Source organism: Segatella copri (assembly GCF_009494395.1).
GTDB lineage: Bacteria > Bacteroidota > Bacteroidia > Bacteroidales > Bacteroidaceae > Prevotella.
In genome coordinates, this window is sequence record NZ_VZCB01000063.1 from 1 (window position 1) to 24,122 (window position 24,122).

23 protein-coding genes are annotated in these 24,122 nt (G+C 35.6%); all 23 read right to left on the reverse strand.

Annotation, left to right across the window (positions count from 1 at the left end; translation table 11 throughout):
- Window positions 1-18 precede the first annotated feature (18 nt).
- Window positions 19-513, reverse strand: a complete 495-nt coding sequence (locus F7D73_RS08260; RefSeq protein ID WP_153123787.1) for an IS110 family transposase — start codon at window positions 511-513, stop codon at window positions 19-21.
- A 247-nt stretch (window positions 514-760) separates the two neighbouring features.
- Window positions 761-1,474, reverse strand: a complete 714-nt coding sequence (locus F7D73_RS08265; RefSeq protein ID WP_367383708.1) for a WecB/TagA/CpsF family glycosyltransferase — start codon at window positions 1,472-1,474, stop codon at window positions 761-763.
- Between the two features lie 8 nt (window positions 1,475-1,482).
- Window positions 1,483-3,027 (reverse strand): SIR2 family protein, encoded by a 1,545-nt coding sequence (locus F7D73_RS08270; protein WP_153123791.1) that lies wholly within the window; start codon window positions 3,025-3,027, stop codon window positions 1,483-1,485.
- Between the two features lie 12 nt (window positions 3,028-3,039).
- On the reverse strand, window positions 3,040-4,020 hold the full coding sequence (locus F7D73_RS08275; protein ID WP_153123793.1) for an SIR2 family protein: 981 nt from the start codon (window positions 4,018-4,020) through the stop codon (window positions 3,040-3,042).
- Between the two features lie 18 nt (window positions 4,021-4,038).
- Window positions 4,039-5,130 carry a putative phage abortive infection protein gene (locus F7D73_RS08280; protein ID WP_153123796.1) on the reverse strand — a complete coding sequence of 364 codons (1,092 nt, stop codon included), beginning with the start codon at window positions 5,128-5,130 and terminating at the stop codon, window positions 4,039-4,041.
- 10 nt (window positions 5,131-5,140) lie between these two features.
- Window positions 5,141-5,578, reverse strand: coding sequence for an acyltransferase (locus tag F7D73_RS08285; RefSeq protein ID WP_228117676.1), 438 nt, complete (start codon window positions 5,576-5,578; stop codon window positions 5,141-5,143).
- A gap of 21 nt (window positions 5,579-5,599) precedes the next feature.
- Window positions 5,600-6,763: a glycosyltransferase gene (locus F7D73_RS08290; RefSeq protein ID WP_153123797.1), complete on the reverse strand. Its 1,164-nt coding sequence runs from the start codon at window positions 6,761-6,763 to the stop codon at window positions 5,600-5,602.
- Window positions 6,764-6,776: 13 nt separating this feature from the next.
- Window positions 6,777-7,205, reverse strand: coding sequence for a serine O-acetyltransferase (locus tag F7D73_RS08295; protein WP_153123799.1), 429 nt, complete (start codon window positions 7,203-7,205; stop codon window positions 6,777-6,779).
- 147 nt (window positions 7,206-7,352) lie between these two features.
- Window positions 7,353-8,405 (reverse strand): glycosyltransferase, encoded by a 1,053-nt coding sequence (locus tag F7D73_RS08300; RefSeq protein ID WP_153123801.1) that lies wholly within the window; start codon window positions 8,403-8,405, stop codon window positions 7,353-7,355.
- 2 nt (window positions 8,406-8,407) lie between these two features.
- Window positions 8,408-9,574, reverse strand: coding sequence for an EpsG family protein (locus F7D73_RS08305; RefSeq protein WP_153123803.1), 1,167 nt, complete (start codon window positions 9,572-9,574; stop codon window positions 8,408-8,410).
- A 213-nt stretch (window positions 9,575-9,787) separates the two neighbouring features.
- Window positions 9,788-11,338: a lipopolysaccharide biosynthesis protein gene (locus F7D73_RS08310; RefSeq protein WP_153123805.1), complete on the reverse strand. Its 1,551-nt coding sequence runs from the start codon at window positions 11,336-11,338 to the stop codon at window positions 9,788-9,790.
- Between the two features lies 1 nt (window position 11,339).
- Window positions 11,340-12,500 (reverse strand): Coenzyme F420 hydrogenase/dehydrogenase, beta subunit C-terminal domain, encoded by a 1,161-nt coding sequence (locus F7D73_RS08315; protein ID WP_153123807.1) that lies wholly within the window; start codon window positions 12,498-12,500, stop codon window positions 11,340-11,342.
- A complete protein-coding gene (locus F7D73_RS08320) occupies window positions 12,490-13,605 on the reverse strand; it encodes a sugar-transfer associated ATP-grasp domain-containing protein (RefSeq protein ID WP_153123809.1) in 1,116 nt (371 codons plus the stop codon). Before F7D73_RS08320 ends, F7D73_RS08315 begins: the two co-directional genes overlap by 11 nt.
- Window positions 13,606-13,608: 3 nt before the next feature.
- Window positions 13,609-14,655, reverse strand: a complete 1,047-nt coding sequence (locus F7D73_RS08325; protein ID WP_153123811.1) for a polysaccharide pyruvyl transferase family protein — start codon at window positions 14,653-14,655, stop codon at window positions 13,609-13,611.
- A gap of 2 nt (window positions 14,656-14,657) precedes the next feature.
- Window positions 14,658-15,752: a glycosyltransferase gene (locus F7D73_RS08330; protein WP_153123813.1), complete on the reverse strand. Its 1,095-nt coding sequence runs from the start codon at window positions 15,750-15,752 to the stop codon at window positions 14,658-14,660.
- A complete protein-coding gene (locus F7D73_RS08335; protein ID WP_153123815.1) occupies window positions 15,749-16,525 on the reverse strand; it encodes a DUF2334 domain-containing protein in 777 nt (258 codons plus the stop codon). The genes F7D73_RS08330 and F7D73_RS08335 overlap by 4 nt, the downstream gene beginning before the upstream one ends.
- A 10-nt stretch (window positions 16,526-16,535) precedes the next feature.
- The gene (locus F7D73_RS08340) at window positions 16,536-17,636 is read right to left on the reverse strand and encodes a hypothetical protein (RefSeq protein WP_153123817.1); all 1,101 of its coding nucleotides are present in this window, start codon (window positions 17,634-17,636) and stop codon (window positions 16,536-16,538) included.
- Window positions 17,637-17,642: 6 nt separating this feature from the next.
- Window positions 17,643-18,212 (reverse strand): dTDP-4-dehydrorhamnose 3,5-epimerase, encoded by a 570-nt coding sequence (gene rfbC / locus F7D73_RS08345; protein ID WP_153123818.1) that lies wholly within the window; start codon window positions 18,210-18,212, stop codon window positions 17,643-17,645.
- Window positions 18,213-18,217: 5 nt separating this feature from the next.
- Entirely contained in the window at window positions 18,218-19,117 is a 900-nt protein-coding gene (locus tag F7D73_RS08350; protein WP_153123820.1) for an NAD-dependent epimerase/dehydratase family protein, read from the reverse strand.
- Between the two features lie 5 nt (window positions 19,118-19,122).
- Window positions 19,123-20,190: a CDP-glucose 4,6-dehydratase gene (gene rfbG / locus F7D73_RS08355; RefSeq protein ID WP_153123822.1), complete on the reverse strand. Its 1,068-nt coding sequence runs from the start codon at window positions 20,188-20,190 to the stop codon at window positions 19,123-19,125.
- Between the two features lie 18 nt (window positions 20,191-20,208).
- Window positions 20,209-21,024, reverse strand: coding sequence for a glucose-1-phosphate cytidylyltransferase (gene rfbF / locus F7D73_RS08360; RefSeq protein ID WP_153123824.1), 816 nt, complete (start codon window positions 21,022-21,024; stop codon window positions 20,209-20,211).
- A gap of 296 nt (window positions 21,025-21,320) precedes the next feature.
- Window positions 21,321-22,376 (reverse strand): NAD-dependent epimerase/dehydratase family protein, encoded by a 1,056-nt coding sequence (locus tag F7D73_RS08365; protein ID WP_153123826.1) that lies wholly within the window; start codon window positions 22,374-22,376, stop codon window positions 21,321-21,323.
- Window positions 22,377-22,380: 4 nt separating this feature from the next.
- Window positions 22,381-23,700: a UDP binding domain-containing protein gene (locus F7D73_RS08370; RefSeq protein ID WP_153123829.1), complete on the reverse strand. Its 1,320-nt coding sequence runs from the start codon at window positions 23,698-23,700 to the stop codon at window positions 22,381-22,383.
- Between the last annotated feature and the right edge of the window lie 422 nt (window positions 23,701-24,122).

The window sequence follows — 24,122 nt, forward strand, 5'->3', positions numbered from 1 at the left end:
TTGCAAAGATAATATTTTTCATTTACCCCACCTTACGCTGTATTGGTGGTTTACCTTACGCTCAGCCAGCAGTCTCTTCAACTTGAAATAGACAGGTGAGGGAAGCTTGGAGGGATTGCGAAGAATCTTCTTGTGGTTCTGCTCACAATAGATTGCTATTCTGAAAGCATCCAGTTCATCAGTCTTGATACGGTCTAGAGAGCGCTGGTCATCATCCAAGTCTGGCTCAAAGCGATGCATTTTGCGAGGTTCCACCATACTATAGATATATTCTTTGGATTCCAACCATAATCTAAAGTTTTGGTTATAGAGTCCGGTATATTCCAGACAGAACAAAAAGGTATCAAAGTCTTTTCCTACCTTTGCGACCCAGGAGCCAATCTTTTTGAACCCAGCATCATCATTGCTCACCTTAATATGAGCATTCTTCCAATCGATGGTTTCACCATCATAATAAGCAAGGTCGAGAGTCTTCTTGGAGACATCTACGCCAAAATACAGTTCTTTATCCATATTATTAACATTTTAGAATTTAATGGAATCAAGAAAGAATGTTGGGTAGGCGAAGGACTGAATCGGTGAATAGAGAATATCTAGGATACTTACTAGTACATCTTAACACCCATTAACCAACTTTAGCTTTCGTGATTCCGGGTGCAAAGGTAAAAGAATACTTACGGTCATATTATACCGACACTCCTACTCATTATATTACTTCCTATATCGGTAGTCTTCACTCCCATTCACTGGCTTTACAAGACTATCCGAAGATTTTTTCTGCGATAAATCTTGCAGGAAACAGCAAGCCTGCCATCACATAACGCTTACGGGTATGTGGTTCCTTCCACATTCGATAAACAAAGCGAAGATTCGTCTTATCTACCCATACCGGATAATAATCTATCTCATTCCTGGAAGTCTGATGGATAAATCCACCACAGGTAAACCCGATACCCTGATAACCGGCATTCTTCGCCTTTAGCAGGAACTTCTCTTGCATCAAGGCTCCCATTCCAACAATCAGAAAGTCGGGATTCAGTTTAACGATATGCTTTGCCTCTTCATCCATTTCCTGTTCCGAAGCAAAATAACCGTTACGATAACCAGCAAACTTCACCTTTGGATACCGCTCACGGAATATCTCTACAGCCTTCTCCACCTGCTCCTGTTTAGAAGCCACAATATAGATAGTCTTACCATTTTCCTCTGCATACGAGAACAACTCCGGTGCCATCGAAGTCATATCAAAACTTCTTCGGGTCACCTGCTTGCCATACACCAATTTGATGGCTTTCACCAACAAACCACCATCCGCAAAGATACCATCCAGCTGCGAGAATAGCTCCTTATTGTCGAGAGCAGTCAAATAAGACACTGGGTTGAGATAGGTATATGCCTTTCCCTTATTCTCGAATATCTGATTAACGGAAAAGAATTCCGTTGATATAATCTTAGAAACTAATATTGACATAATAAATCCTCTTATTCCCATCCATATTTTTTCCAATCATAAAAACAAATTAGTTTTCTCATATTGGTTGAATAACCATTCTTTTTCACAAGAAAATCATTGAAATTTCTCTCTATAAAATGGCGAAGAACATCTAATTCATTTTCCTGTATGTCTAAATAAGGTATTAAAGATACCGCTTTCCACACCTCAGTACCTTTATATTTTTCCAAAACCTCTCTCAATGAAAGATTCTTTTCCTCATCAGAAAACTTATATGATTGAAATTCATGACCTTTTCGCAAAGTATAATTAATTCCTAACTTATTACCCTTATAACTTTCATCACTATTTATACCCACTTGAGACAAATACTTATAAATTGGCAAAAAAGCTTTTCGAGAAGATTTCCTTAGTTGAGGATAAGCATCAGTTAAAACCTGTCCTGCATTCCACTCTTGCTTTTCAGATAATACGTCTCTAAGTAATTCAACGGACTTTATACCTCTATAGCCAACTGCTGACCTAAATTGACCAATGGCACCAAAACCATAGACAACTTGAATATTTTTATTGCCATCTATTTTTTCTGACGGCAACACATATAGCTGCTTCTCTGGCGTTTCCGATTGAACAATTTCATAAAATTGCTTTTTATACTCTCTCAAAAGATTGGCAGGAATAGTACGCTCATAATATTGCAACAATTCATATACATCTTTGTAGCTATGAGTTTTGATTTTAATGACAGGCAAGTTTACATTATTGCTCATCATAATATCTTGCCGTTCTATTTTCATTTCAAAACCCTCCTCATGAACCCACTCTACAAATATTAAGTTATTCTGAAGCTTTTCGATGTTATCATTATCCAAGCAATTTACAATAGATTGCAAAATCTCTTGAATATTAGTATCAGAAATCGAATATCCTAGAAACGCTATAGGATGTTCTATAAATATCGTTATCAGTTTAGCTGCCAAATATGGATTTTTCTTGTCGAATCCTTCATAGTCTTGCTCTGTAAGAATCATTGATTGAGGTTTCTCAAAACTACCATGAATCTTATATATTTCCCCAACACTGTATGTAGATGAAAAAATCAATTGCTCTTGACCAATATAAGATGTAAACTTAGGGAATAATCTTTCGGCCGTATCATCCCAATTGGTTGTTATGATTCCATCAATACACAATCTTTCAAGCATATGAATTTCATCCTCATATTCCGAAGGGAATTCTTTCAATGATTGTTTTTTAAGATACTGTGATATTTTAATTTTCAACACAGAGGACGCATCTACGATGCTATCTTGATTTTCCTTTTTAAATTCATCTTCATCGTCAAGACTCCAAAAATCATCGGTAACATCTTTTGCAATAGCCGTAGCAACCTTTATCAAAGATTTAGTATCCAGTTTCGAATAATATTGTGCCAGCTTGTGGGGAACAAACATTTGCAATATACCATCCCATTGAGGAGTACCTAAATAATGACGTGAAAAGCCAGAACCCAAGAATAGAAAGGGAGCACCTTTTCTATTCTTTAAAATTATTTTAAAATCATCTGAAGTCATAAGCCATTAGTATTAGAATTCCTTAGCTATCATATCAACAATTTCTTGATATGCCAACATATATTCTTTAGAATTTGTAGGAGTGATACTTGTAAAGCGACACTGTACCCCCAATCGATCTAGCAGACCAACTTTAGCTTTTTCTTGTGGCTGCAATTCCTTAGAATCTTTGATAAGAAAATAAACGATTTTATTTTGCTTCATCACCCCATCGCCTCTCAACATTCTTTGTCTTCTATCAAGAAGCCACCATAAGTCAATCTCTGAATAATCCAAACCAAGACCTACAATATAGACATCCGACATGAAGATATGATCTATCCAAGAAAATATTTCTCCATCGTTATTCTGCAAACGATCCAACATACTCGATATTTTCTGTTCGCCAACCTTTCCTTCTTTCCATTTATAAATTCCTTTCAGATAGTCGCTAACCTTTGCTACTGTTCCACAATAATGGTTATATCCTATAACAATGCTTCGTGGACTATCTACATCTCCATGTACAGGATAGATGGTTTTCAAAATACTATCTTTTTGCAAACATCTCTTTCTTCTGATATTATAATTCATCTCTGATTTATCACCCACTACAGACTGAAATCCCATTGCTGTCAAGCTTTCGTCCAACACATGATCATAATTGGTGGTGAGATAAGCATCAAAAGGGAGATTAGAAAGTTGATCATATATAAAATTTGACTTGAAGTCTTTCATCTCGTCAATAATCGCCTTTTTCAAATTCATCTGCCTATCCTCTACCACTTTTTTCCATCCAGTACTATCCTTTACATCTTGCACTTTTTTACGAAAATCAGAAGAAAGAAGTATATAATCATACTGCAAAGGATATGGAACATCCACTAGATTCAAGCCATCATGCACAGCAAGCCCGGCCTCATCTTTAGCTTGAACATTTGACAACAAAGTTTTCCAAGACAAATTTTGGCTTAACAGATTTAAGCCATTTCCAAAAAACAAAACCTTTCCCATATTTTTCACTTAAACTTGTTAATTTATTGACAGATAATCTTCTATCATTTTGTCAGGAGTCTTACAAACAAATCCTCTTATCAAATCTTTATGTTCTGGCTTTATCAAATAGATATCCTGCAAGTTTTCCAGCAAGTTATATCGCAAATAAAGTTTTCGTGCCTTGTCATAGATAAGCGCATTATAAAACAGAATCGACATTTCTGATGAAGACAAACCAGACTGCAAGAATGCAGCATATCTTCTGAAACGAGTCATAACTTCTTGCATCTTTTTTCTTTGATCTTCATTACTCATTGTGTTACGAATCATTTCAAAAATATCCAGTTGTACTTGATCCATATATTTCAAGATGTTATACAAATGGCGACAATAATGTCCAATTGTCGAAGAAAAATGAATCGAGAACAAGAAATAGAGAGCCTGACATTTCTTCAATTCAGTTTTTTGCGCCTTTATTTGTTTGAAAAATGTTTCAGTAAAGCCAAGGGTAACAACAGCTAAATCTTCTGAATACTCTGTCATTATTCGTTTCTGTTCATCTTTACCTGTCGCAAAAAGTAAATCCTTGTTGGGTGTAAGATTGAAACGATAGCTATCCCTTATCGAGAAGAAATACATCTTTTGCAGAACAGCCAAAGCTTCCATAAAGAAGTCATTACCAGAAGCATTTATACTAGTTTCTGTCAATTCGTGTTTTTCATTCCACTTAACATCTGTAAATTCCGCATGAAGTTCTTCCTTTATTTGTTGTTGCGAAGACAACAAAGAAAAGAAAGTTGCCTCAAAATCCTTTATCGCTTCCATTATAACATCCTCTCTTCGATACTTAGCTTGATTTTCCAACTCTCTATTCTGCATTTTGATTGCTGAGAAGTATAGAAACACACCTGCCAAAGCCCAAATAGATCCAATCACACCACCCATAAAATCTCCTACTTGACCCGTAGCCGCCATCTCATCCCTTGATAATTTTCCACCTATTTCAAACGTGGATGACATGTGATATAAAAATATCCCTATGACAACAAAACCAATGAAAGTAATAATATAGGCAAACCACTCCAGCAAAGAAATCTTAGCTATACTCTTCTTTATTTTTGTCTTCATAATTCAAGCTTTAAACTCTTTTATTACCTTTGCAGCCCCCCACAAGGCAATTATCTGGTATATCATGAGTTACGACACTACCAGCTGCTATCACCACATTATTACCTATGGTTACAGGTCTTGCTATCACCGTATTTGCACCAATGAAAACATGATTTCCTATCTTTAAGTTTCCCACATGCCAAGACAAGTTTCCATCTTCGTGAGGTTTCAGATAGTGAGTGAGCAGTACGGTATTCATGGTTATGGTAACATGACTTCCTATCTCAAACAACTTATGATTGATGGTATCGAAAGTCACATTTGCTCCGATATGAATATCTTGCCCCATTTTTATCCCTGCCAATTTCAATAATTTTGGACGCACCAACTTAGAAGATAGCCAGCGATTCATAGACAATCGCAACAAAACAAACCTCGGTAGTCTTTTCAAATAATTCTGTACCATAATTCTTATATCGAAATTTTGTTACTTCAATGTTTCCAACCATTGTTCATATATTCGCTCTACCGAATATTCCTTGCTTTTTTCAATCGCAGTCAATGCCATTACCTCACGCTTTGCTGCATCATTCATCAGATTCGATAACAAATTTGCAGCCTCATCTGTCCGGTAGCCATCCTTGTGATAAGGGATCACAAGACCATTTTCCCCATCATTTATAATATCACCTACAGCCGAGTAGCTGTTATACACCACTGGTATCACACCAAAACTCATACTTTCTGCAAGTACCAATGGGAAACCTTCATATTCAGAAGTAAGAAGCAAGATAGACGCACGCTCATAATAAGGCTTGGGTTGCTGGAAACCTTCAAATGTCACATGCTGTAATCCATAATCAGCCACTTGTTGCTCTACATTTTTACGTTCTACTCCATCACCCACTATAGTTAATCGCCAATCGGGGAATTGAGCCTCCAGTTTTGCCCAGGTATCAATCACACGATACACTCGCTTTTGGTTGTAATCAATTCTACCCATATATATAATCTCCTTTTCCTTCTTATCGAATGAATAAGAGAAGTCTGAAGATTCCAAGGTTACAGGATTAGTTTGCACCATAAGATGATTAGGATGATTGATACCCGTAAACTTAGAGAACAGAGGAATATAACTTGGCGAGAGCACTTGATAGATATCAGTATGATGATAAACATACGCCATACTTCGACTCGTCACAAACTTAAACGCAGCTTTTTTCAGCTTTAGCAAACTGCGTTTCAAAGGTTTGACACAACCTTCAAGAGCTATCTCCACATTTTTGATACGAGCGTTCGTATCTACTTGGTTATGATAGACTGCAATCGTTTTTACCTTCAATCCCTTCTTCGCCTTATTTAACACTCGGCATGACACAAGAGGTAAGCCCCATTGATTAATCACCACCTGTATCTGATGCTCTATAAGTAAATTTCTAAGTGCCACAATATTTTGGTTGGTACACTTATAATCCCACAACGTATAGATTTTCACGCTATCATCAGTACGAGCTACCGTCAATGCTTCAGGAGCTTCAAATGTAGCAATTACAACTTTGTGTCCATGCCGAGCAAAGCAACTAGCTAGAGTTGCCGTCACCACTTCTATGCCACCGACAGCGTAGCATTTCATCAAAAATAATATATTCATCAATACAAACGTATTATGATTTTAAACTTCTGATAACTCTCGCCGGATTACCCGCAACAACAGAATATGGAGGAACATCCTTAACTACTACCGCTCCAGCACCAATAACAGAATCATGTCCAATAGTTATATCACCAATGATGCAAATATTTGGACCAATAGTTACATTATCTTCTATACATGGGCATTTTTCTGAATCTAAAAAGCCCTTTGCTCCAATAGTAGTATTCTGGCGAACAGACACATTATTGCCTATAATTGTATTTGGATTAATAACCGTGCCCCTTGCCCCATGAAAGATTTCAAAATTATCACCAATTTGGGTATAATATTTTATATCATAACCCAAGAGCCAAGAGTACAAAGCAAAAAGCTTTCTGTAAATTCCACTTTGCTTAGATTTTAGTCTAAGTCTATTAAAACACTTTGATTTTTTATCCATATTCTGCTCCTTAACAAAATATAAAAGGCAGGGAAGTACTCATAAGGAAAAGAAAAGTAGCTCACAAATATAACTCCCTACTTTCCGTCCCTGCCATATTAATTTTCTTGCGTCAAAGAATTACACTAACGTGAATTCCATCACTCATTAAATATTTCTGAATATTTCTACGAATTTTTCTTCAGTATTCAAATTATAAGTTGTTACTATACGTCCTAACTCCGAAGCTTTTATCATTGCATCTGCAAGCTCTTCAATATTCTCTTTCCCTGCCAAATAGCCAGTTTTTCCTTCTGCTACAATTCGTTCTATTACAGGAATACATTTCATCGCAGCAACAGGAGTCCCCAGATACAAAGCCTCTATCATAACATTCGGTAAACCTTCATTTCTAGAAGATAAGACAAAACAATCTGCATTTTTCATATACACATATGGATTAGCTTTAAAACCAGTACATACTACAGAATCTTCTAAATCATTTTGCCCTAAATATTTTTGTATCTCTTGATAAACAGGATTGTCATCATGATATTCACCTACGATAAACAACTCTGAATAAGGTATAATAGATTTTACTATTTTAAAAGCTTTAACCAACATATCAAATCCTTTAACAGCATGAAATCTACCTACTGCCACAAAACGTACTTTTTCAGAAACGTCAAATGGATTCTTTTCAGAAATACATTTCTTTATATAATTCTTATCAATAGCATTAGCCACCGTATGAACCAAATTCTTTGAAAGATGTAGTCCATTAATTAACCCATCTCTCATTTCATCAGTCTGAGCTATTATATAGTCGGCAAAGGGATAGGTGAAAGCTAGTCTTAGTTTTTGAGTAAAGCTTTGAGTATATAGATAATTATCATTTCTGAGAATTACTCTACACTTCGTAAATCGAGAAGCCAAGACCAAACGCCAATTTACTGGCATTTCTGGTCCATAGACCACGTCTGGCTTTTCAGCTTTAATAATCTTTCGAAGATTACTTATCATATTATGAGTAAACACGGGTTCTTTATGGAAAACAACTTCACGCTCTGTAGGCAAAAACTTTTCCAATTGATTACTTGGTCCAAATATATGATAAGTCACATCAAATTCATCATCACTCAAGCATCTAGAGATTACTATCGCCTGACGCTCAGCACCTCCACACCCAGAAGGAATAAAAAATATTATTTTTTTTCTCATAATTATACATAAAATAATGGTTCAAAAAAATACGGCATTAATGCACTATCCTCATAAGTTCTACTAACACGGAATATCATCCATGCTACAAATATCACAAAAAACAAGACTTGCGATATACGCAATCTCATGCAGTTAGATGAAGCCAAAACTTCACCCCACATCACCAAACGAGGAGCATAAAAGAACTCATATCCACGCCAAATACCCATTATTGAATTTATAGGTATAAGCATAAAATCAAAGACACAAACTAAATAAATTATATCAATTCGCTTTTTATCAATATCATCAAAAGAGGACCAACGTTTTCTCAAGGACTTAATATTTATAAGCATCATGAAACCTAAAGCCATTTGTTCAAATGCAATTTTCCAAGCATTATCAAGAAATCCTCCTCCCTCTTCTAAACTATTACTAGCATAACTTTGATAGGCTCCACCTAAATCAACATCTGCAAAATTTGTCAGGAATACATTCTGGAATATAGAAGCCGATATGGAACTAAGAACAATCATGATAAGGATAACTGGAATTTTTATTTTTTTCTTTAAAAAGAACTGAATAAAAGGTAACACTATGGCAAAGACTACACCTGCTTTATGAATCAAAACAGAAGAAAAAGTAATTAGATACACCTTATATTTTTTTAGATATAATAAACTTACTAATCCTAACAAGATAAAACTAATGCAAAAATTGCTACGCAATGTACAAAAGCTACGCAAGTACAAATAGAACAGCAAGAAATATGAAACACATGACGATTTTTTAGGTGCATATTTATAACAAAAAAAGAAATATGACCATGCCATAAAACCATAAACTATCATAAAAAAAACATAATGACTTTTAGTACAATAGCGAATAGCTTTAATGATTACCCCCATAAGCCAATCCATATGATCACTATAAGGATATACTTTTAAACCGCTTATGCAATTTTCAAAATAACCAATATAACTTAGGGCATCTGCTCCACCAATACCGTAATCAACAACTCTGAAAGATGAAAAAATAGTCCAAACAATAATGCCATATGATAAATGCAATAATGATTTAGACTTACATATTTCTCTATACTTTAAAGCATTATTTAAACTTATCATACTAACTATACCCATCACTACGTACAAAAACATAGATAGGTTATCCCAATATGGTCTCATTTTACTAAATTTTTAATATAAGATTATTAATGCCTTCTGTATTTATAGCACTTTAGTAAAAAGAAGCCTTCCTTTAAATATCAGAATGACATTTTGAATTTTATGTATAAGAATAAGCCAAAACAAACTTTCTATCAAATATGTTTGCAGGTAAAAACCTTATAGGCTAATAAAAATTTCTTTTTGCACTCGATAGTATTATCTAATATTGGATTACTCATCATACTTTTTTTTTGCTATCAAATGTACTGATTTAGACATTATAATATAACGTTCTTTTTGCTCAAGCATATAAAAAAGTAAAAATAAACCTAAAAGAGAAACTATTACTGATGAGAAAATAATGTATAGAAATTCATTCATACTATCCTTTTCAATTTGCTTAACTAATATAATAATAAACGTATATCCAAGAATTAATTTAGTGACATATTTCATAAATCTTTTTAGCTCAAATTTTGAATATTTTCCTGCCAACATTAATATTCTTACGTATACAGAAATTATAGACATCAAAATAGAAACAACCATCGTAATTTCAGCCTCATACCCAAATGACAGAAACATATACGATATTGGCAGTATTGAGACTCTTAATATAAACTCTACTATTTGATATATCTTCTGTTGTCCCGTTGCTAATATTGTTAAAATTATCGGCTCTGTTATGACATTTAAAATACTATCAATAATTATCAACTGCAAAAAGATGACAGATTTTTGGGGTACATTCCCTAACCAAAGAGAAAGGATAGATTCTGCATTAAAAAAAATCGGCAAAGAAAGAAATGCCATTAGAAAAGTACATATTAAAGATGTTCTTATCAGCATTCTATTTAACCCTTCATGTTCATTATTAGAATATGCTTTATATATTTGGGGTTTTGAAGCTGTAAAAAAGCCATCAGTAAACTTCCGTAAAGCACCTTCTACTTGGAAAGCAATAGCTCGGGCTGCATTAACAGACGGAGAGAAAAATGCATTAATCAATAAATTCAATCCTGATGATTTTATAACAGCAGATATACTACCAAAAAAATACCAACTAACAAAAGTAAAAATTTCCTCAAACTCTTTTTTATTCCAATAGAATCTATACCTGCTTTCGGAAAAGTATTTAAAACAATAGATAATATATGCTAAGGTTACTGCTACTGTTACTATAAGAGATAAAAAATTATAGTATATCAGTTTATCACCGACAGAAATAACAATAAGATAAGCAACAAGAAGTTTAGCCACAGATTCAAATATGCCCACATAAGCAAAGAACGACATACGTTCATGCGAAATAATTAAAGAATTATATGGTATTGAAATAAATGACAAACATAAATTAATAATGGAAAATTGATATACTATATGAGCAGCAAACATTCGGTCTTCTGGTATTATCATCTTATTATTAAGATACCAAATACCAAAAGTCTCCAATAAGACAACAGCCAATAATGCTAATACTGAAAATGAAGTTACATTTAAGCAAAAACAATTATTAAAGGAAACCTTGTCACCTTTCACTATCTCTTTAGAAAAATAGCGGTTGCATACTGCTGTTAAGGAACTAGTCAAAAATGAACATAATGCCACAACACTACCTACAACATTATTAATTCCATAGTCAACAACCCCAAGTTCACGAAGAACAATCCGGACTGTATAAAGACTAATAATCATAACAAAGAGCATACGTAAATACAGAAAGACTGTATTTTTCATGACCCTTCTATTATCAATTACTGATTTATTGCTATTTTCAGACATTTCACTTTCTCTTTAAGACCTTCTTTAATTTATGTTTTATTTGAGCGACAAAACTTAGCTGTGCATATTTTTTTAAAACGCAAACAATACCTCCGTTCTTATAATCTATCCAAAATTCATCATATCGCGGGCTGATAGACGACGGCTTTATCAAATTAGCTTGTCTTTCCATACCTAAACCATATTTAGATTGTTTGACTTCAATATTGTTAAGTTTAGAAAAAAAATGTTGTGCTTTAATATTGTTCACAAATACTAAAGATACACCCTGTTTTGAATAGAAATCAGGAAAAACTTTCTCAACATCCCAATAATCTGCAATTGAAAAATCGCCAGAACGTCCTTTTCCTGCATAAGGACAATTATAACAGAATGGACGCAAGCAATTATTTGAAAAGAATAACTTTGTATAACCCCATGACTTTAATGTATTACATTCTTGATTAGCCCCATAATATATTGTAGGATAGAAATTTATACTACCTCCACCCCATCCATTTACCTTAGTTCTAAAGTCAAATCCTGTTACTTTTTTCTTTTTTGAAAGCCAACTTATATATTCCTCAAATAAACGAGGACTAGGAACCCCATGACAAATAAGATCAATTGTGAGCAGCGAATCGATACTAACCTTTTTTAACTGAAGATAATTGAGCAATCCATTAATATGACAAGAAGTACCGAAATAAGCAACAAATTGACCTGACTTTAAATCTATCAGGACATCATGAAATGATTTTGATGGATCAGTCTGTACATACTTGCTTCCCTTTAACTTTTCAAGATCCTTAATATTGTCAACACGAATTGTAGCAACATGCGGAAAAGGTTCATAAGCGACACCATAAACAACACCTCCGTTACTAACAACAAATTCACTTAATGCTGCAGCGAACCCTCCACTTGAAGAAGACTTCATTTTCTCAATTTCAGTACGTTTTACAGCATAACATAAATCCAACTTAGTTATCTTCTTATCAAAAGAAGGACATACTTTAGTGCAAAGACCACAATTTACACACTTATGTGTGTCAACATTCGGATATAAAAAACCTTGGTCATCATATTGCAGTGTAATGGCATTCTTACCACATATCGTCTCACATGCAGAGCACCCGCAACAATCAACCTTTTTAAAATTCTCAAAAATATTATTTGCCACGCTTCTGATAAACTTGTTTTAATACTTCATCCTGTTTGTTAGCCAAACAAGTAGTTCCAAAAATAACTTGTTCCATTCTTACATCAGGATTTGGATTGAACTCTATAATAATAACATTCCCATTTTTATCCATTGCAACATCCCATCCTATCAAGTCAAACATTGGCAAAGAAGAATGCGCTTTCAATACGGTATCAACCATATTTTGAAAATTATCGATACAATAATTTTCGAGATAAATACCACTTTCTGTATACTTATATGTCTTATAAGGATAAACAGTAATAGCTTTTTTCAACAATCCACCAGGATAAACAGGAGCACAGAATCCCCCAGAATACGCATTATCCACTACGTTACCTTTTTTACCGATACGAACGTATGAAGACAGAAATTCTATCTTTTGAGTTTGTCTATTACGGAATGTATGAATTCTTAAACTATTACAAGAGGAAGGATTCAAACATGAAAGATTTTCGCATTCGTCTATCTTACTCTCAATGCAATAGTTCAAACCATACTTTGCTTCATATTTACGAATATACTCAGCTAATTTCACTTGAGAATTATCTACTATGCCCTCTGTAACCGAAAAAGAGCATACACCTCTGCCTCCATCTGTACCCTTAGAAGGCTTGATAATACAATTATTGACATTTTCAAGTTTCTTAAGAAAAGACTCCTTTTCTATTTCGCAAGGACCTTCCTGATTTGGCAAATAATATATACCATTATTGCATTCTGCAACTCTCGTAGGAATATTATAGCCATTCAATAGAGATCTATAAAGCCCTTTATCATCAAAAATGTATTGTTGTAATGCAGGAGAAAGGTACTGCTGAACTTCTATACATACTTCAAATGGCTCATATTCAACTTTAAATTCTCCTGTAAGAGAGTAAAGTAATTGATGCCATTTTGTTGACACCTTTTTCCCTGTTCTATCATACCAATACTTTTGAATATCTGATATTTGTGATTTCGACAACTTCTTAAGCTTGCAGCTATTCGAAGTATCCTTCCAAATTTTATCAAGACTTTTCTTTGTAAAATAATCAGCACGTTTACCTTTTAAATAAGGTACAATTTTTCCTACTAAATCCATAGTTTATGATTTATTTAAAATTTGATTTTTTATGAAATTATAAGAATCGATTCGCAGCTTATGAAGCTTTTCATCAACAAGCCTATAATCGATTTCATTGATAAGATCTCTGTCATTCTTCAACAAACATCCTTGTAACCCCAAGGTATTTATTAAAGATAAAATTCTATTTCCATAGTTTCCTGTCCAAAAAAGTTTATGAAAATACAAGGAAAACAGTATTCCGTGATAGGAATCAGTAAAAACAGCACTTGCATTCATAAAATATCCCAGCCATGAAGGAGGATCCATAGGACTCACATTTTTAAAGCCTGGTGAAAACAACCACATGTTTATCATGAGAACCTTCTTGCCATGTCTTTTTGCATAATCTAAAGCAGCTTGCTTATTCTCCTTTGTAGGAAAATATACAAGAACATAATCCTTTTCTTTTGGTGGTAATGCAATCTTTGCCCATTCATCGCGAGTCAATAACATTGTCGGATCTACGACATTTTTACAAGGTATCCCCATATCATTAATAATTTGACATGTGTCAGACTCCCTTACAGAAACACTATTGTATTTGTGTAAAAGTGGTTGAACTTTACACAAAGTATTACTATCCCATTCAGCACCAACAGAAGAAGCATACGAATATTTTGGCTTATCTTCATCGACAAAATCCAAGAAATACGTAAGGTCATTTCCTGTCACAAAAAGATTCCATATCATATCTGACCCAGAAATAAAAGCATCATAATCTTTATTCGCTTCTCCAATATTTTTTTTAGTATACAGCTTTTTACTATAAAAATTTTGCTGTTTCATAAAATATTGGCAGCTTTTAATCTTTCTTTCCGTTTTTCTCCAAATATATTTGGCTAAAACATTTCTCAAGAAACCTACAGCGGGATGAAATGTAAGCTCTCTATAGATAATATTATTACATTGATAATCTATTAAGTCACATTCTGCTCCTAATTTTCTAATGGTCGTGCATAATCCATATGCCTGCAATAAAGCCCCAATATTAGGAATATTGTGAAAAGTCAAAATACCATATTTCATAATTACATCATTGTATTATATAAATTAATATGTTTTTGTACTACTGCATTTATATCAAACTGAAGCAATGACCTATTCTTTTTACTCCCGTTTTGCCCTATGACAGTATCAATCCACTGTTGCTTAGGAGCACTCAAAGACAAGGCAAAGCAATTTGCATTACAAATAACATCCATCGGTACTGCGTCTGATGCTACACAGCGTACATTATTAGCTTGAGCCTCTATCAATACTAATGAAAAACTCTCTGATAAAGATGGTAAAACAAGAGTATCAAAACAACTCATAATTTTGGTAGCATCCTTTCTTAATCCCATTAGATGAACATGTGACTCTAAATCATACTTTGCTATTTCATTTTTTATCAACCTAAGTTCACCTTCATTACCAGTTCCAACAAAAACAAGATGAGCATTTTCTTTTTTTCGTATAATATCCTTAAACAAATGAATTGTAAAAAGATGATTTTTTACTTGGTTGAATCGCCCCACTTGTCCAATAATGAAAGAATCTTCAGGAATGGATAGCATCTCACATAGATCTTTCTTTTTTCCTTTTTGAGCTCTAATATGTTCCAAATCTACACCATTCGGTATATCAACAATCTGAGCACAAGGAAAGAAATGTTCTATATCGTCATGAAGCAATTGTGATATTGCAATAAATTTCATTCCTTTTTGAGATAAATGTTCTATCAAAGGACGGACATAACTACCAACATTAAAATTACGTTCTACACGAGAATGATAGGTAAAAACGCACTTATCTATTGGAAAACTTACCTTATCTAAATTTTTAAAGACTGTGTGATAATGGATTACGTCTGGCTGCAAATCTGATATTATTTTATTCAACTTTCTTAAAGAGTCGTCATAAAAGAATCTCAGAAAAAGATGTTTTATGCGGCTATTCGATTTTTGCAAAGTGTAATACGGAATACCGCTATCTTGAATCTTGGTAGAAAGATAAGAATCTGTATGATAAAATTCAACTAAACAAATATCTATACCTGCTTGCTTTAACTTTAATATATAGTTAACAACCAGTGTTTCTGCCCCACCAACAGGCAAACTATGTATTATGTATATTACCCTCATCTTCGTAAAATAAAACGATAAACTTTTTTGAGATATGCATATACTCTATACTCGTATAAAACATATATTTTTTCGTTTAATTGCTGAACCATTGTATTTGAAACAGGTTGCATTCTATATTCATCAAAAGAAACGACATCATTATGGTAGTTCTTCAGCAACGTTTTAAACTCATCAAAACAGTACTTCTTATGTAACCACGCCCATTCGTGTGCATGAAAAACAGCAGTAACGTAACCTTGTTTCGGAATTTTAGGACAACCACCAGAACGACAAGGCAACAACTTTATCCCATACTTTTCATAAGCCTTTGAACTTTTTCCGTCGGAGATATACTTAAAGCCACACAAAGATAAGGCTTTTATCGTATTATCATCGTATGAATGAGCAGGAGCGAAAAAGATATCGGTCTCAATGCCATGAGATTGCAGTAATTCTTTGCCCTTTCGGATTTTTTCAACCTGCACTTCCAGTGAATGACCAGAGAACTCAGAACCAACACGATTATTAACCATTCCCTTATGGGGACTATCAAAGACATGGTTCAATCCATGCATCGCTATAGTATAACCTTTCTTTTGCAAGGCAAGCACATATCCCCAAAAGTCACTTTTTTCATCCGAAATCTGGAGATCTGCATCCTTGCAATCTGGAACAACTCCAATAAGTGGTTTTACCTGATACTCATCCATCATGGTTTCAGCTATATGAAACTGCTTAAAATCCATCGTTGGACAAATATCATCAAATCTAATTAATATCTTTGCTGACATATTGATATGTTTAATTCATTATTGAATTTAAAATATGGTCAACGATTTCGTCTTTTTTACCATTAATGTAATCAAGAAATAACTCCTGACCATTTTTTGCAACCTCTTTATATTGCTCGGAACCGACCAACTCAAAGACATCATTAATATTATCAAAATTCCAATCTATAGGAATATAAGTTTCATTCTTGATGAAGAAATTTGGAAATGTATCCATATGATCAACAGTAGGCTTCAACAAAGTAGCACCATAAAAGAAAGACTCAAAATCACGATAGCATATTTCTCCCCAACCAAATGGAGATATACATGCCTTAGAGTTTTTCATATACTCTATATACTCTTTATGAGACATTTTTAATCCAGGATTGGGTATATTCTTTGACAATTCATTAGCTTTTAAATAATCACATACCTTTAAACGTTGATAGCTAACAAGAGAAGAATATTTAACAGTTCCATTAAAGAATATATCATATTGTCGTTCCGTCGAAAATCTTTCAATTTTAGGATAACACATTCCATTTGGTATTAATCTTAGTATTTTAGGACTTAAGAAATCATTTAATCCAATGTTCCATGAAACTCCTATTTTTCCAATATACTTATCTTGTAAAAGACATTGATGTCCATCATCTGCTGGGGCTTCAACACTTTGTTGCTTAGCATAGAAATCAACATAAACACGATCTAAATATAAGTTTTGTTTATATAATGACAAATCATGACATAGCTGTTTTTTCAAATACTTATCGACAACAGGAAGAATATCAAACACACAACTACCAGTACTATCTGCAGTATCCAACCATACTAAACGATTAGATTTCGCTTTCAATCTCTTTAACAACTCTATTCTTTCTTCAGAAGCCATTTTTCCTAAATCAGAAGTAGAGTGATGAAAAGCCAATAGAAGTATATCAAATTCTCGTAGTTTCAAAGCCTCGTCCAGCTGCTTATTACATAATCCTGCAACAGGTAAGTAAGAGAGAATATTAAGTAACTCTAACTTATATCCTCTTTCTCTGAAGTATGATTTTAAAGTCAGTATAGCTTTAAGCCATACATATGTATAAAGCGTACCATCGTAAAGAACTGTTATTTTACGCATACTAAATTACTTTATTCTTTCTATATATTCTTTCAAACTCATCAGATTCTTATCCTTTTCTGAGATAATAAGATTCTCGATGCCACCGATCTTCTCAAATGGCCAATCTATACCCATATCAGGATCATTATACATGATGCCAGCATCTCCTTCACCATAGAAAACTTCTCCACACTTGTAACTGACTACAGAATCCTCAAGTACAAGGTAACCATGACCAAAGAATTGTGGTACAAAAAGAGTCTTCTGGTTTTCACCTGTTAAGTCAAATCCTTGCCACTTTCCAAATGTAGGCGAATCTGGTCGAAGATCGATAATCACATCATATACATGTCCACTAATACAACGTACAAGTTTAGCTTGTTGTTTTACAAGTTGAAAATGCATAGCACGAATCACGCCTTTTTTACTGATTGTATAGAATACCTCCTTCAGTTCATGGTTGATACCATTCTGCTTAAAAGTATCTATATTGTAATCCTTGACGAAGCCACCACGCTCGTCGGTTGCATAGAAAGGAGTAATTTCGTATGCTCCTTTCATTTCAAGCTCTTTGAAATCAAATTTCTGTATCATATCTATTAAAGGCTTTTGAGCCACTCTATTGTTTTATTTATACCATTATCAAAATCTGTAGATACATATTCACCGATAGCATCTACAAGATCATCATTACAGAACATATCCATAGAATACTTAATTCCATCATCTGGACGAATTCCAATACCTACTTTATCAGCATATCCCGCTAATTCCCCTATACGAAGGAGGTATTCCTTCAATTGACGAGGTGAACCAGAACCAATGTAATAGAATGTTTTATTGGTTTCTTTTTCTCCAAGTCGATACACTGCCTCAATTAAATCATCAACATAAATGAAATCATAAGGTTGAAGCGCAGGACCAAAAGTAGCCTCATTACCAGTCATTAATTCACCTAGAGTATAACTTACGAGATTACCCGTCTTATTACCTACTCCATAGATATTAGAGAACTGCATCCATACAAATTGCTGCCCGATGTTCTTACAATAATCTTCCAAGATGAGACGACATGCATGCTTTGCGACACCATACATCATACCTCCTGATGTTTTCTCTAAATTAGGAAGGCTAAATGTAGCATTTTCTGCAACAGTACCAGCACAGAGAAACTTCTTTACATTTAACTTTTTACAGATATCGACACAATCTATTGCCATTTGAATATTAGCAAGCTGAACAGAAGGATTTGCCTTGTCAGCTCCATTCACACCTTTCCAGGCAAGATGATAAAATGCATCATACTCTTCAACTGGGAGTTTCTCGACAAGGGAAGCATCCACACAGGATTCAATTTTAGTAATGAGTTCACTATCAGGAAGACGTTCTCCTTGAAACGTTATATCTACGGCAACAACCTTGATACCATTCGCAACCAACTTTTTGATGAGCGAACTACCTATAAAGCCATTACCGCCTGTTACAATTACATTCTTCATATTCATTATACTTTTAAGAATTCCGAAATCTGCTTATCCATGCAAGCACGAACATCACCTCCTTCAAGCCAAGTCTTGCTCCACTCTACAATCTTTTCCATTGCTTCATCAAGATTCCAACGAGGAGACCAGCCAAAGGTTGCCTTCAATTTAGAACAATCCAACTTCAGGAAGTTTGCTTCATGAGGTCCTCCATCATATTTATTCACCCATTTCATACCTTCTCCCCATTTGCTGACGAAAAGGTCCACAAGAGCTCCAGTCTGGAAGCAATCAACGTCATCAGGACCTACATTATAATAGTCGGCATACTTTTTATCCTCATACTGCTTCATAGCAATCACAAGATAAGCATACAGAGGCTCCAAAACATGCTGATAAGGACGAGTAGAATAAGGATTTCTAACTACGATATCCTCATGCTTTTCTGCAGCACGAATACAGTCAGGGATAATACGGTCATTTGCAAAATCACCACCTCCAATTACATTACCAGCTCTAGCAGTTGAAATCGGGATGACAGGAAGACCATTATTATCAGTAAAGAACGAACGCTTATATGAATGAGTGACAAGCTCTGAGCATGATTTTGAATTAGAGTAAGGATCATAGCCATCTAACTCTTCATTCTCACGATATCCCCAGTTCCACTCTTTATTGAGATATACTTTGTCTGTAGTTACATTAAGGAACGACTTCACGCATTTGTTCTGACGTACACACTCCAAAATATTAACCGTACCCATGACATTTGTTTCATACGTATAAGCTGGATCCTTATAGGAATCACGAACTATAGGTTGTGCCGCGAGATGAAGAACAATCTCAGGCTGAGCTTCATCAAAGGCCTTTTTAAGTGCAGCCATATCACGAATATCACCAATAACAGAATGTACATCACCCTCAATATTAGCAATTTTAAAGAGAGACGGTTCTGTTGGTGCTTCTAAAGAATAACCAGTTACAATAGCTCCAGCATTTGCAAGTATCTTGCACATCCAGGAGCCTTTAAAACCCGTATGTCCCGTAAGGAAAACTCGTTTTCCTTTATAGAAATCAAATATATTTTCCATTCTTATTAATTATATTCATTACTTTGCATAATCTGGAATCTCTGGAATGCTACGATCCCAACGTTTCCAAGGAGCTTTATCTTCTGCAAGAAGTTTCTCAAGAAGAGACTTCTCACGGATATTGTCCATACACTGCCAGAAACCAGTATGAACATATGACATCAATTGACCTTGTTCTGCCAGCTTAACCAAAGCTGTCTTTTCGAAAACACAAGAGTCTCCACCTTCTAACAAATCAAAAACTTCTGGTTCAAGAACCATGTAGCCTGCATTGATAGGAGAACCATCTAATGCACTCTTTTCACGGAATGCACGGACAGCCTGGTCTTTGGTAATATCAAGAATTCCCTTGTCTTGCGCCATCTTAACTGCTGTTAGAGTTGCAAGTTTCCCATGACTCTTATGGAACTCTATAAGTTTATCAATTTCCACATCGCATACACCATCACCATAAGTCATGAGGAACGTTTCATTTCCTACATATTTTTGAATCCGCTTGATACGTCCACCAGTCATAGTATTATAACCAGTATCTACAACCGTGACTTTCCAAGGTTCCATATTGGTTTGATGCACTGTCATTTCGTTTTTACCATTACGATAATCAAAAGTAACGTCAGAATTGTGCAAGAAGTAATTGGCAAACCAATCTTTGATATATTCCTGCTTATATCCTGCACAGATGATAAACTCGGTATGCCCATAATAAGCATACTCCTTCATAATATGCCAAAGGATAGGCATACCGCCTATCTCAATCATTGGCTTTGGTTTAAACTGAGATTCCTCAGAAATGCGGGAGCCGAAACCACCTGCAAGAAGCACAACTTTCATATTTCAAATCCATTAAAAATCATAGAAAGGCAGGCTCCACACCAAAAGCGAAAAGTAGCTCATAAATAAATGCTAGTGGTGCTTCGCCTACCGAATAATATTCTTATTTTAAATCCACCGTTCTATAGTATTCATCTGCTCAGATACCTTTACTTCTTATCAATAGAGGTCTGATAGTTCAAGGAAGAAATAATATACCTTCTAAAGATTGATCAAGCATATCTTCGAGATTTATGAAAAAGATACATGGTTGCGTTATCTACACACTATCTAATTCTGCCTTTATTATTTGTTTTTTACAAATAATATTTCTTAAACCATTCGGCAAAGACACGTAATCCCTCACGTAAAGAAGTAGATGGCTTGTAACCAAAATCTTCTTCCAAAGGTGTTGTATCTGCATAAGTAACAGGCACATCGCCCGGCTGCATTGCCACCAGTTCCTTGTGCGCCTCAAAGTCATAATCTTCTGGCAGCACACCGGCACGAATCAGCTCCTCCTGCAGGATGCTTACAAACTCCAGCAGGTTCTCAGGATGTGAGTTGCCAATATTGTAAACCTTATATGGAGGGATAGGTAAACCGTCCTCGCCATTCTGCTTCTCAGGAGCATGCTGCATCACTCTCACGATGCCTTCCACGATGTCATCCACGTAAGTGAAGTCACGCTTGCAGTTACCATAGTTGAAGATCTTGATGGTATCGCCCTTTACCAGTTTGTTGGTAAATCCAAAGTATGCCATATCAGGCCTTCCCGCTGGACCATACACAGTAAAGAATCTCAAGCCTGTACTAGGAATGTTATAGAGTTTAGAATATGCATGAGCCATCAACTCGTTGCTCTTCTTCGTTGCAGCATAAAGACTTACAGGATTATCCACCTTATCATCTGTAGAATATGGAACCTTTTTATTGCTTCCATACACGCTACTAGAACTTGCATATACCAAATGCTCTACCTCGTGATGACGGCAAGCCTCCAGAATGTTATAGAAACCAATGAGGTTGCTCTGAATATAAGCATCAGGATTAGTAATACTATAACGTACTCCTGCCTGAGCAGCAAGGTTGACAACCACAGAAATCTGGTTAGCTGAGAAGATTTTCTCGATAATCTCCTTATTGGCAATAGAGTCATGAACAAACGTCCAATCTTTACCCATAGCCTCGATTTCCTTCAGGCGCTCATATTTGATATTCACATCATAGTAATCTGTAATACTATCAATACCTATTATCTTGATGTTCTCCACATCATTAAACAAACGCTTTACAAGATTGCTGCCAATAAATCCAGCAGCACCTGTAACAAGGATTGTCTTACCCGTTAAATCTATATTATAACTTACCATAATCTTAATCTCTTCTAAAAATATCTCTAGTATATACCTTCTCCTTTACATCATCCAGGCAGGCATCATAGCGATTGGCGATAATTGCCTGACTCTGCTTCTTGAAGGTATCCATATCATTTACTACCTTGCTACCAAAGAATGTACTTCCATCTTCCAAGGTTGGCTCATAGATGACTACCTCTGCACCCTTTGCCTTGATACGCTTCATGATGCCCTGAATGGCTGACTGGCGGAAATTATCGCTGTTTGACTTCATGGTCAGACGATAGACACCAATCACGCAGTTGTGTTCTTTGCTGGCATCGAAAGTACTATTCTCGTTATAATAGCCTGCCTTCTGGAGTACGGCATCAGCGATATAGTCCTTACGGGTACGGTTGCTCTCTACGATTGCCTCTATCAGATTCTCTGGAACATCAGCATAGTTTGCCAGGAGCTGCTTGGTATCCTTTGGCAAGCAATAACCACCATAGCCGAAACTTGGGTTGTTGTAATGGGTGCCGATTCGTGGGTCGAGACCTACGCCATCGATGATAGCCTTGGTATCGAGTCCCTTTACCTCTGCGTATGTATCCAACTCATTGAAGTAGCTTACTCGGAGTGCCAGATAGGTATTGGCGAAGAGCTTGACAGCCTCGGCTTCCTTCATACCCATGAAGAGGGTATCGATGTTCTCCTTGATGGCACCTTCCTGGAGCAAAGCGGCGAAGGTCTTGGCAGCTTCCTTCAACATCTCGACATTGGTTACAGACTTGATTGCCTCATTCTCCTCTTCAAACTCAGGGCGCTCGATAATCTTTGGATAGCCTACGATGATGCGGCTTGGGTAAAGGTTATCATAGAGTGCCTTACTCTCACGAAGGAACTCTGGAGAGAAGAGAAGGTTGAGCTTCTTCACGCCCTTCTTGGCATACTTCAAGTAGAGGCTGCGGGTGTAACCTACCGGGATGGTGCTCTTAATGACCATCACTGCATCTGGGTTTACCTCCAGAACCAGGTCGATGACTTCTTCTACATGGGTTGTATCGAAGTAGTTCTTCACTGGGTCGTAGTTGGTTGGTGCTGCAATCACTACGAAGTCTGCATCCTTATAGGCTGACTTGCCATCAAGGGTTGCCACGAGGTTCAATGGCTTTTCAGCCAAATACTTTTCAATGTAATCGTCCTGGATTGGAGAAATCTTATTGTTGAGTTTCTCCACCTTCTCTGGGATTACATCTACTGCTGTTACATGATGGTGCTGAGACAACAGGGTTGCTATGCTCAGACCTACGTAGCCGGTGCCGGCTACTGCTACTTTTATATTCTTAAAATCATTCATAATGATATTGTGTTTTATATTATTATTATTTTTTTCTAAAATCAACCCGTCCTTCTTTGTTGATAAAGCGAGCTGCACTCGGCAATTTGAAAGCGAGCTTTCATTGCACTCATTGGCATCGCTTTTTCCCATTAAAGAAGGAGTTTTTCTACCTCTCCGTCTCTCCTGCAAGGAGAGCTCCACTTTCTCCCCAAGCCCCTCTTCCTCAGGAAGCGGGGATGTAACCGCCCTACCCGGTGCTCGGAACCGCTACGCTCTAAGGTTGGCGGGCCATCAAAGGTCTCGCCATGTTTTGCGGGATGGGACCGTCTTAATCACTACCTTTCATTTTATCCTATTGTATTGGTGAAAGACACACCATTTTGGTTCTCTATAATCTTAGCAGCTTTAGTGCTACTTATAGTAATCATTGTAGAATGATG